At 34.2% G+C, this 12,303-nt stretch carries 8 protein-coding genes; all 8 read right to left on the bottom strand.

Annotation, left to right across the window (positions count from 1 at the left end; translation table 11 throughout):
* Positions 1–76: 76 nt before the first annotated feature.
* Positions 77–2,413, bottom strand: coding sequence for a hypothetical protein (locus IWX83_RS12600; RefSeq protein ID WP_196830090.1), 2,337 nt, complete (start codon positions 2,411–2,413; stop codon positions 77–79).
* Between the two features lie 6 nt (positions 2,414–2,419).
* Positions 2,420–2,683: a helix-turn-helix domain-containing protein gene (locus IWX83_RS12595; protein ID WP_196830088.1), complete on the bottom strand. Its 264-nt coding sequence runs from the start codon at positions 2,681–2,683 to the stop codon at positions 2,420–2,422.
* A 105-nt stretch (positions 2,684–2,788) separates the two neighbouring features.
* Complete coding sequence (locus IWX83_RS12590; protein WP_196830086.1) at positions 2,789–3,703, bottom strand: hypothetical protein; 915 nt, start codon at positions 3,701–3,703, stop codon at positions 2,789–2,791.
* A 10-nt stretch (positions 3,704–3,713) separates the two neighbouring features.
* Positions 3,714–5,015 carry a phage integrase SAM-like domain-containing protein gene (locus IWX83_RS12585; protein WP_196830085.1) on the bottom strand — a complete coding sequence of 434 codons (1,302 nt, stop codon included), beginning with the start codon at positions 5,013–5,015 and terminating at the stop codon, positions 3,714–3,716.
* A 629-nt stretch (positions 5,016–5,644) separates the two neighbouring features.
* Complete coding sequence (locus tag IWX83_RS12580) at positions 5,645–7,075, bottom strand: TolC family protein (RefSeq protein WP_073350931.1); 1,431 nt, start codon at positions 7,073–7,075, stop codon at positions 5,645–5,647.
* Positions 7,068–10,238 (bottom strand): efflux RND transporter permease subunit, encoded by a 3,171-nt coding sequence (locus IWX83_RS12575; RefSeq protein ID WP_196830083.1) that lies wholly within the window; start codon positions 10,236–10,238, stop codon positions 7,068–7,070. The genes IWX83_RS12580 and IWX83_RS12575 overlap by 8 nt, the downstream gene beginning before the upstream one ends.
* 123 nt (positions 10,239–10,361) lie before the next feature.
* A complete protein-coding gene (locus IWX83_RS12570; RefSeq protein WP_196830081.1) occupies positions 10,362–11,444 on the bottom strand; it encodes an efflux RND transporter periplasmic adaptor subunit in 1,083 nt (360 codons plus the stop codon).
* A 166-nt stretch (positions 11,445–11,610) separates the two neighbouring features.
* On the bottom strand, positions 11,611–12,045 hold the full coding sequence (locus IWX83_RS12565; protein ID WP_196830079.1) for a hypothetical protein: 435 nt from the start codon (positions 12,043–12,045) through the stop codon (positions 11,611–11,613).
* Between the last annotated feature and the right edge of the window lie 258 nt (positions 12,046–12,303).

Here is a 12,303-nt window from a genome sequence, read left to right as displayed (position 1 = left end):
TCAATAAAAAAATGTAAATTTGAACAGAAATTAGCTCATTATTTTGTGGCACATCATGACCGGAATTAGTGGCACATCATGACTGGAATATACAATGAAAACTCAAGTACTCTTTAAAGAAGACTTCTCCTCTACTACTAGCTTCTTCAATAGATATTTGATTAAAAATACTATTTGCTAAATCAGTATCGAAAATTGTATTCAAATTCGAAATTACTGGAATCTGAGATTTTTTCATCAAATATAAAGCATCAAATTTTGAAATATAAATTCCAATATCTAAAGCGGTATTTTTCTCTATTATTGTCATTAAGTCAACTTTTAATTTGTTTTGGATTTCCTGATGTGGAATAATATTTAAATCAGTTTCAACACCAACCATTTCTGACAGTATTAAGAACAATTGTTGAGCAATTACTCTATTATTTATTAATCTATTTAAAACTTTTAATTCCCTCTCATATTTTAATATAATACGTTGTGCTACTGCGTTTTGATTTTTTAAATTAAACGTAGATCCACTAAGAGTTACCCTCTTTATAACACTACTATAAAGAGGGTCACCACTAACTCGTTTACGTGGTTTACGTTGATATCCTGTAACCAATAAATTAAATGTCCTAATCATGCTGTAAACAATAGTGTTATTAATTCTTTTACCTACAATTTCAATTTCATCCAAATAACCATAATCATTATTTCTAATGCGTTCTTCTAACAAATAAAAAAAGTCTTTCAAATTATTCATTGCATTTACAGTCCTTTCTGCCTCATTTCTTGCTGCAAGAAACTCAATTTTCTTTTTGAATATTAGATGTTTGGTAATCCCATAATTACGTTCTTTATAAAAAATATGTTTTGAATAAAACTGGAACTTTACAGCTCTAGAATATAGTGCTCTTACATTAAAAACATATTGACTATTTGCTCTAATAAATTTTAAAATACTATATAGATCATTAGATTTTGTAGCCTTACTGTTCAAATACCATAATCTGCTTAACATTTCTTCTAAACGAAGACATAAAGTATCATAGTTAATAGTGTAATCGTTTAAATTAAAATTAGCATTTAGATATTTGTATTTCTCTTTATAAAAAATAAATCCATTGGCTTGACCTTTAATTCCAGATTTAACGCCTTCATATTTTGAAACCATATTTAATCCTTGCGGAATACTAGAAATATAAGCATACGGCAAACGTTTATTAGATAGACCAAAACTTTCTAATAGTATAGGTCTATTAATTTCCGTGTATCCAAAGTCGCAATTTGGTGGCACTATTAAGATCTGAGGTTTTACACCACTGTCTATCAAATAAATTGCATCATGTAATCTAGTTCCACGATTTAAATCATTCATTACTATAAAATATTGAATTGCCAAACTCTCATGTTCTGTCATAAACGAATAAAACTTCGTTTTAGGATCATGAGTCATTTCAATAAGCTCGATACATTGTTTATTTGTGTAACCACATCCCAAAAAGAATTCTATTGTTTCTTCTTTACTTTTATACTGCCCACTGTTACAATATGTGTTATATAGAATTTTCGCCTCACCTCTTGTAATATTCTTTGAAACCATTAAATTATTATAAACATGATCTTTTAAACTTGATCCGACCTCAATATCTAAAAAAGTTGGAAAAGCACTCTTAATATCGCATTCAACGATTTTAAAAGGAGCTAAAATCCTTAATATTTTAGTGGTCTTTGTCCAAGGATTGAACTCTCTATTATCTTTGTCAACCACATTAAAATGAGTAATGGGAAGTTTAAGCTCTTTACATACCAAAAACAAAATACCATAGTACCAGTCCGAAACTAGTTTAAATTCATTAAGCGGAATGGAAGTATTTTTTTGTTTTTCTAATTCTTGATACTTTCCTTCTAAATGTATTTTATCAAATTTATAATTATCGATGGGCAGTTTATCGCCAGTCCTAATAAAATGATTGATATAATCAATATACTGATGGTGTCCAAAATACTCGGAATTAAAAAACCATGCTGATTGAATTATCAACCAACAATGTCTAAATAGAGGATCATCACAAAGCCTAAAAAACTCTACATCTATCTCATGAATTGCCGAGTAATTTGATTGATTATCTGCGTCTAGAAATCCCTTTACCATGTTTAAAGTAAAGTAGCGATCTAATATTTTATCCTTGAATATTTCCGAATAAAAATAAGCCATAGCCAAAAGTGTGATTTCTGAAAAAGATACACCGCCCCCATCCCTATTATCACCTTTTATGTGATTTAGAGCATTTATTAATTCAGTTTTAATTTTGGGTGATATACGATTTTGAATATCGCTTTTTAAATTAGAGTCATTGAAGAAATCTAACTTAATCCATTCAGGAATATACTTTTTGGCTACAGCTTTTTGGGCTGTAGAAACCAAAACCTATTAAAAGTTAATAGGTTTAACAGCTTCTAAAACTTGAGCTCTGGAATAAAAAACTCGATTGCCTATTCCTGAGCTATGTAATTTACCACTCTTAGTGTGTTTCCAAAGTGTAGAAAAATTAATGCTCAAAAGTTCGCAAACTTCCTTTCGAGTTAGGAGGTCATTTAGGGGTACTGGTTGTTCAACTTGTTTAAGCTGTAATAGTGGATAGAGTGCATCAACTAACTCTTGTAGTGTAATGCCGTTTAAATAAATCTGGTTCATTTGTAATTCTTTTAGAATGAATCACAATGATATCAAGTCATTAGGGTGGCAAAAAAGACAGCTAAAAGGGAAAAATTAGGGAAAAACTAGGGAAAATGTACCTAGTTAAACCATTTTCCGAAAATCCTGTTCAAAACTAAGTAAAAGTGGAGCTTCTTGATCTTCAAATTCAAATTCCGCAACCTTAAACGTTTTGAATTGAATTTCATAATTTGATGATATAAACAACTTGTAATGATCTATTGTATACTTAAACACATATACATTCTTATCAGTTTTATTCTTTAAGAAATAATAAATATTTATAAATTTCACCTTACCCTTCTTTTCATAATTGTCCACCAAAAAATTAAAAAGATTAAAACATTCTTGATTCCAATTGTTTCGATTAAAATTTGATTTTTCTATATCCTTTTTATCATCAATTCCGTTTCTTATTAATCCTGATTCAATATTGTCACCTAAGTATAAAATTTCATCTGTTTTTCTTTTATAAAATTCCTTTGCATCTTTTTTGAATCTATCAATAGACTCTGGTATTACTTTTGAAAACAATTTAATTTGCGATGGCAAAGAATACTGATCCATATATTGAACTGATTCTAAAAGATTTGTCATGCGTGCCATTCGTTCTGCATTGTTTATTTGCTCTACAGAATTTCCTTGATTTACAAAATCTTCCTTAATGATGTCATTCATTGACTTCTTTTCAATCATGGCTTTTATCGCCATTTTATATAGAAAGGGCTTCATCGGGAATTTATCGGACCCATCTACCTGAATTACCATTCCGCTTTTTAATTCGAGATCTTTCCCGTTCGATTTAATAGCCGATAATTTCAGATTTAAAATATTATTGCAATCCCAGCTAAACAATAAATCGGTATCAGAGAGTATTTCAGTAGACAATTCTAAGAATTCAAGATCCTTACTATTTTTAGCCCATTCATCTAATAAATCCATATTTATTAGAATTTCATACGTTAGATCAGTAACGTAGGTAGATTTCTGTTTTTTCATTATTTACGAATTAATTTGCTGATTTTTCGACAATATTTAAAACTGACTTTTTTGGTTTCGGTGGTAGTTTACTAAAATATTCCAACATCTGATATGCATTATCATACGAAGTCTTACCTATATAAGAGAGAAACATGCGCTCTGTTCCATGTGCAGTAATATTCATTAGAACAGGCGTTGGAATCCGACCATAAAAATTAGTTGCAAATGAGCGACGACAAACATGGGAACTTATAATTTCCCATTTAGGATAAACATCCTTCACAGTTGGTTCACCTTGTTTTAATTTTTTCCGACCTTTAGTAGGTTTAGTTAATTCAGCTGCCTGACAAATTTTCTTGATATATTCATTAAAACGAACTAACGATGTTTTATATGGTAGTCCATTCTGAACTATTTCAACTGCTTCAGGTAAAAGTGGGATTGCCACTAACTTGCCTGTTTTTTGTTGTTTTAGTTCAATTATTTTCATCCCGTTAAGGTCTTTTATGTTGTTCTCGGTGATGTTAAGCAAATCACCTCCTCGTTGCCCTATCAGACATCCTAACAACAACCATTTCCTTGCATTTATTAGCGCTAAACTAATCAACTTTGCATTTTTAATTGCTTCCTGCTCTTCTTCATTTAAGAATATAATGTCTTCGGGTTCTCTTTTTTCAGATAAACCTTTAATGTTTTTGATTTGCGATGATGTCTCTATATCATTCCTTGATGCATCCAGACAAATTGTTCTTATGTTAGCTATGTTTTTACCAACGTAATTAACAGAATAACCTTTACTGAATAACCACATTTTAAATCTTTCAACAAATTGTAAATTAATATCTTTTATTAAGATGCCTTTGTTTTTGAGAGCATCTGTTTCATAACGTAAAACAGTTGTTTTAAATAATTTCAAATTCTGAATACGACCATTACTTAGTCCAAGCTCTTTTTTTGCATTTTGTTTGTATGGAGATTCATCAATGTATTTTTGAATATATGTTGTTAGAACATCTAAATCAACATTAGGAGTTTTGTTATTAAACAAATCAATTTGAAGTTGCAGCCAATCTCCAGTAAATTCAATTCCTGAACTTATCGTGTGATTATGAGACTCAGTTATAAAAGTTGCTAATTTCTCTAATTTTGATTTCAGAGCCTTTAAATCTTCTCTTCCGATTTTAGGAAAAGAGCGATCTCCACTCCAGTCTTTAAAGTCTATTAGAAAACCTGTTTTCCGTTTTAAAACAATATTCCTATTAATAGAATACCGAACATAAATATTGGAATTGTCTTTTTTACTCTGAAGCAAAAACTTTATTGTGGCCATTTTTTGAATTTTTTGGATAATTCAAATGTAGGAAAAAATTTTAATCTAGTCAACCGTTAGTCAACCGACATCATATTTAATCATATTTAGTCATATTTAAATAGATTACAAAAAACATAACTACTTGAATAACACTGTATTTAAGTGTTTGTAGAAATATGCAAATAGGTGGGTAATGTCTCCACCGTGGTCACGAATAAATAGAAATGCTCATAAAATAATCAAGCTTGCTTGAAATTATTTTATGAGCATTTCTATTTTCAAAGCGGAGCTTTGTGGGAAAGACGTAGTCAATCCCAATTGTGTTCCCTGAACAAAAACAATTCAAAAAAATAATCCAGCTTGCTTGAAATTATTTTATGAGCATTTCTATTTTCAAAGCGGAGCTTTATGGGAAAGACGTAGTCAATTCCAATTGTGTTCCCTGAACAAAAACAATTCAAAAAAATAATCCAGCTTGCTTGAAATTATTTTATGAGCATTTCTATTTTCAAAGCGGAGCTTTGTGAGAAAGATGCATTCAATCCCAAAACACTATTCTTAAAGCCAAGTAATCTACAAAATAGTTATAAACCTGAAATAAATAAAAAACCAGTTTCAAAGAAACTGGCTTTTATACTAATCCACTATTATTTCCAACCTCCTCCAAGGTCACGATACACATGAACTACAGCATTAAGCTGGGCTTTTTTAGTTTCAATCAATTCGAGTTTCGACTCTAATGCGTCGCGCTGGGTCATTAAAACCTCAAAATAATCTACTCTTGCGGATTTAAACAAATCGCCTGCCACATCAATCGAACGGTTTAACGCAGCCACTTGTTGTGACTTTAGATCATAGCTCTTTTCTAAATTATTAATTTTAGAAAGTTGGCTAGAAACTTCTAAATACGCATTCAAGATGGTGCGTTCATAATTGTATAAGGCTTGGATTTGTCTGGCATTGGCTGAACTATATTCTGCCTTAAGCGCATTCCTGTTAATTAATGGCGCTACGAGATCTCCAGCTAACGAATACAACAAGGATTCCGGCATTCTAAACAAATAATTAGGTTTGAACGCATTTATTCCTACTGCCGCTGTAATAGCTAACGAGGGATAAAACTCTGCACGAGCTGTTTTTACATCAAGTTTAGCGGCCTCTAATTCTAATTCAGCTTGTTTGATGTCAGGACGATTGGCTAATAGTTGTGCGGGAACTCCAGATTGAACTATTGCTGGCAACAAAGCATCAAAAACAACACTGTCACGCTTGATCTCTTGCGGATATTGTCCTAGCAAAAAGTTTATAGTATTCTCTGTTTCTTTAATACTTTGGAGAATCGTAAATTCCATACTTTTTGAGGCCATGACCTCGGCTTGGAACTTTTGAACTGCTAACTCTGTGCTTCGAGCTGCTTGTTTCTGAAATTTTACAATTTCTAACGCATTCGATTGTAAAGCAATCGTCTGTTTTACAATAGCCAATTGATTGTCTAGTGCAACTAATTCATAATACGAATCAGCTACCTCAGCAATTAAGCTAGTGATTACAAAATTTTTACCTTCAACAGTAGCTAAATAGCGACTTACGGCTGCTTTTCTTGAATTGCGCAGTTTCTTCCAAATATCAACTTCCCAATGCGCATAAGCTGCTACTTTTAAATCACCAAGCGGATCTGGCATTTCCTTTCCAGGACTAATTTCAGTAGAAGCATCACCGGCACCTTGGCTGGTGTATCTTCCTACTTTTTCAATTCCTGCTCCTGCTCCCACGCTCACTTGCGGCAGCAAGGCTCCTTTCCGAACCCGAATATCATTTTTAGCAATCTCAATTTCTTGTAATGTAATCTGTAATTCCTGATTGTTTTTCAAGGCCGTGTCGATTAATTGTATCAAGTTTGGATCTTTAAAGTACGTTCTCCAAGGCGTTTCGGCTATTGTATTGGTATCAATACTCTTTTCAAAAGATTGCGGAATCATTTTGTTCGCTGCCAATGGCGCTAATGTTGGCGTACAACTCACCACCGCCAAGCACATGCCTAGCGGGATAAGATATTTATAAGGCTTAATTTTAAGCATGATTGTTATCAATTTCTTCAGTTAATGGATTTTCTTTTTCGTTTTTTACTAGTTTGTACTTTTCGGCAATTCGACCAAAAACATAGTACAATCCTGGGATAATAAACACCCCACATATGGTTCCTAACAGCATTCCTCCTGCTGCGGCTGTACCAATAGTTCGGTTACCAATTTTTCCTGGGCCACTAGCAAAAACTAGCGGAAGCAATCCTGCAATAAAAGCAAAAGACGTCATCAAAATAGGTCGGAATCTTGCTTTTGCACCTTCCATTGCAGATTCTAGTACTGTTTTACCAGCGGCGTGCCTTTGTATAGCAAATTCAACAATCAAAACCGCATTTTTACCCAGCAAACCAATCAGCATTACCATGGCTACTTGCGCATAAATGTTGTTCTCTAAACCCGTAAACTTGAGTAAAAGGAATGCCCCAAAAATACCTGCTGGCAATGATAAAATTACTGACAGCGGCAAAATGAAACTTTCGTATTGCGCTGCCAAGACCAAATACACAAAACCCAAACAAATTAGGAAAACCCAAATGGCTTGATTGCCCTGCGCCACCTCATCGGCAGAGATACCCGCCCAATCAATACCAAAACCGCGAGGCAATTTGGTTTCTGCCACTTCCTGAATTGCTTTAATAGCAGCACCACTACTATAGCCTGGCGCTGCTGATCCGCTAATTTCAGAAGAGTTATACATATTATGTCTTGTGATTTCTGAAAGCCCATACACCTTCTCTAATTTCATAAAAGCAGAATAGGGCACCATTTCATCCTTATTGTTTTTGACATATAATTTCAGAATATCCTCTGGTAAAGCACGGTATTCCGGAGCGGCTTGCACGATTACTTTATAATTGAAACCGTATTTGATAAAACTGATTTCGTAGTTACTTCCTACCAATGTAGATAATGTATTCATAGCATTTTCAATAGAAACTCCTTTTTGTTGCGCCAAATCATTATCGACTTTCAACATAAACTGCGGAAAACTAGCACTGTAAAAACTAAACACAGAGGCTAATTCGGGACGTTTGTTCAACTCCTTTACGAAATCATTATTGACCGTTTCCATTTTTTTATAATCGCCTGAACCTGCTTTGTCTAGTAAGCGAAGTTCAAACCCGCCTGCAGCTCCATAACCAGGTACTGCCGGTGGTTGAAAAAATTCAATATTGGCTCCGGGAATGTCTTTCGTTTTTTCTTCTAATTCGGTCATTATCTCTTGCACAGAATGTTTTCGCTCACTCCAGTCCTTTAAATTAATCAAACAGGTTCCTGCATTAGCACCGGTTCCTTCGGTCAGAATTTCATATCCTGCCAAAGCAGATACGGATTGCACTCCTTCGACCGTTTCAGCAATTTTCTGAAGCTTTTCAGCAACATTATCCGTTCTTTCTAGCGATGAACCCGGAGGTGTTTGGATAATGGCGTAGAACATCCCCTGATCCTCATTTGGAATAAAACCTGAAGGAACAGTGCTACTCACTAACCAAGTACCCAAACAAAAACCAATAAGTGCAATAAAAGTGATTACTCTCCTATTTACAATGCGGTTTAAAATCTTTTGATACTTCTCAGCTGTGTTGTTGAACGTAGCGTTAAAGCCATCTAGAAAGCGGTTTATAGGCGTTCTCTTTTTAGCTTTTCCGTGATTATTTTTTAACATAATAGCACAAAGTGCCGGTGTCAATGTTAAAGCTACAATTCCTGAAAGTATAATTGCAGTAGCCATCGTGATCGAAAACTGACGGTAAAAAATACCAACAGGCCCTGACATGAAAGCCACTGGAATAAATACCGCTGCCATCAAAAACGTGATGGCGATAATAGCTCCTGCAATCTCATGCATGGCTTTTTTGGTGGCCTTTAGCGGCGAAAGATGTTCTTCCTCCATTTTGGCGTGTACGGCTTCGATGACGACAATGGCATCATCGACGACGACTCCAATAGCTAATACCAAAGCAAAAAGAGTAATTAAGTTTAAGGTAATCCCAAACAACTGCATAAACATAAAAGTCCCAATAAGCGAAACTGGCACAGCAATGGCTGGAATGATCGTAGATCTCCAATCCCCAAGAAAAAGGAATACGACCAATCCTACTAGAATAAAGGCTTCGACTAGCGTATGAATTACTTTTTCTATCGAGGCATCCAAGAATTTAGAAACGTCATAACTGATTTCGTACTCCATTCCTTTTGGAAAAGAATTTTTCTTTATCTCAGCTAATTTCAATTTCACATCTTTAATTACCTGGCTGGCGTTACTTCCGTAGGACTGTTTCAGTACGATAGCCGCAGAAGGCTTACCGTTCAAATTAGAATAAATGTCATACATTGAACTACCAAATTCTACATTAGCCACATCTTTCAATCGTAAAATTTCGCCGTCAGAATTGGATCTTAAAATGACATTTCCATACTGCTCTTTGGTGGTAAATCGTCCTGAATATTTTAGTACATATTCAAAAGCTTGCGATCTTTTACCAGAGCTCTCTCCTGTTTTACCTGGTGAAGCTTCCAAACTTTGACTGGCCAAGGCTTCCATAATTTCATCTGTCGAAATTTTATACGCTAGCATTCTGTCGGGTTTCAGCCAAATTCGCATCGCATATTCACGAGTTCCCAAAACATCAGCAAATCCTACTCCATTTACCCTTTTCAACTCGGATAAAATATTAATTTCAGCGAAGTTGTACAAGAATTTTTGATCTGTATTTTTATCGGTGCTGTACAAGTTCACATACATCAACATACTAGATTCCTCACGCGTAATCTTCACTCCTTCTCGAACTACTAAGGGTGGTAATTTATTAACTACAGAGGCCACTCTATTCTGTACATTTATGGCTGCCTGATTGGGATCAGTACCTAAATTAAATACGACTTGAATACTCGCTTCTCCATCATTTCCAGCATCTGAAGTCATGTATTTCATTCCTGGAACACCATTCAAAGCTTTCTCTAGTGGAATAATTACTGATTTGATCATTAGTTCCCCATTTGAACCCGGAAAATCAGCGGTAACATTTACCCTTGGTGGCGAAATAGAGGGAAATTGAGTCACTGGCAAATTAGTTAAAGCCAATACTCCCAAAAAGACAATTATGAGCGATATCACTATCGACAACACGGGTCTTTGAATAAATTTATTAAACATTATCGGTATATTTTAATGATGAAACAATATTGGAAATTGTTCTGAATCGGTTAACATTTTCAGTTCATTATCAGCTAAGTACTGACGCAAAACTGTACTTATATTGAAACGAATCATCTGAACTTATTCTGCTTTTAAGCGCAAATGACTAATAACTTCTTTAGGCGATACATAGTCAAACTTGATCTTTTCATCGTCTTTTACCTTCTGAACACCTTCTAATAAAATTTTATCATTTTCAGTAATACCACTCGCAATCACATATAAATCTGGAATTTCTCCCGTAACTGTAATTTCTTTAGATTCTAATACATTCTTTTTATTGACCACAAAAACATATTTTTTATCTTGAATTTCATACGTTGCTTTTTGCGGAATAACGATTGCATTTTTAAGAGGAACTAGCATTTGTACGGAACCTGTTTCACCATGTTTTAATAATTTACTAGCATTAGGGAATCGGGCGCGAAAGGCAATATTCCCTGTTTCATTATTGAATTCACTTTCAATAACCTCTACATTTCCTTTGGATTCATAGAGCTCGTTATTGGCCAAGAGCAAACTAACATTAGTATTGGCGCGGTCTTTTACATTTGTTTGATAGTCTAAATATTCTGGTTCAGACACATTAAAATAGGCAAACATTTGACTGTTATCAGAAAGACTCGTCAACAATTCTCCTTCTTCAATCAAACTACCTAATTTTTTAGGAATACGATCAATTGTTCCGTCAAACGGCGCTCGGATTTCAGTAAATGATAAATGAAGTTGCGCCAATGCTACTTCGGCTCTGGCTTGTTCTAATTTGGCTTGCGCCAAAGCTTGTTCGTTTTTTGAAACGATATTCTTATCCGCTAACATTTTAGCGTTTTGCAGCTCAATTTCAGCGCCTTTCGCCTCTGCTTTTGCTTTGAGCAATTCCGCTTGATACATACCGGGCATAATTTTAAACAAAAGTTGTCCTTTCTTCACAAACTGCCCTTCATCTACGTAGATATTTTGTAGAAAACCTTTTTCTTGCGCTCTGATTTCAATGTTCCGCACGGATCGAATCTGAGAAACATATTGTTTGGTAAACGAAGTATCAATTTTTATTGGATTGGTAACAATAAAAGTATCGGCTTCTTCTTTTTCTTCTTTTTTTGAGGTACAGCTGGTAAGGCATATAACGGCAATTAAGCCCGTAAGTACGAGTAATTTATTCATGATGTAAGTTGGTAATTGAGCGATTAAATACTTGGAATCAAAAATTCCTAGGGACGTAAAAAGTCATCCGTTCCCACAATATTTTATATAGAATACCATTAATAAAAGCTTTACGCTTTTACATAAGTGGAATTCATCAAAAAATGGTAACGAACTATAGTATGAATCAAATTCTCAATACCTGCTGAACAATATAAATAGGATTGGACTGGCCACAAGATGGCGCGAAGATTTTAAAATTCTTAGAATAATGGTTTAAAATAGATTGGCAAGAAAAAGTGAGATACCAAACCTCTGACAAATGGTATTTCCCTGCAGCAATGGTAGCAGTTGTACTTTTGAAACTCTCGCTGCTCGATCCTTCTTCTTCAAGATCAAATTCAGCTGAAGTTATCGATAGGCTACCCGGAACACTCTGTAGTAATTTAACTTGATCCTTATTTAAAACAAAAGATTTTGGTACACTAGCAGTACCATTGTCATGCGAAGCCGCGTGAACAACATTTCCTCCGCCAAGCAGATGGAAAAATAGGTACAGAAAAAAAATAGTTACTCTCATTTCGAGGCCAAAAGTAATCAAAGTAGCGAGAGAAAAAAACAATTTAAATTTTGTTTAACAAGTATAAAGTATCGAAATCGTTTGCAATGTGATAACAAGGAAAATGAATTTCACATTTTACCTGCCTTAAGACGATCCATTACAGTGCGATTTTTTACTAAATTTAAAAATGGTTCTTTGGCACCTATTACGTTTTTTTTTTAAAACATTCATAATCAATGGATTTGTAAAAATAGGCAAGCGAAAATAAAAATGCTACCGAAGCAACCAAAACCCTTTTTTTGGCCAATACTTTGCTGA

The sequence above is a fragment of the Flavobacterium sp. CG_9.1 genome (assembly GCF_015751645.1).
Classification (GTDB): Bacteria; Bacteroidota; Bacteroidia; order Flavobacteriales; family Flavobacteriaceae; genus Flavobacterium; species Flavobacterium xanthum.
The sequence above is the reverse complement of the archived record's forward strand: the minus strand, read 5'-3'. Positions and strand labels throughout refer to the sequence as shown.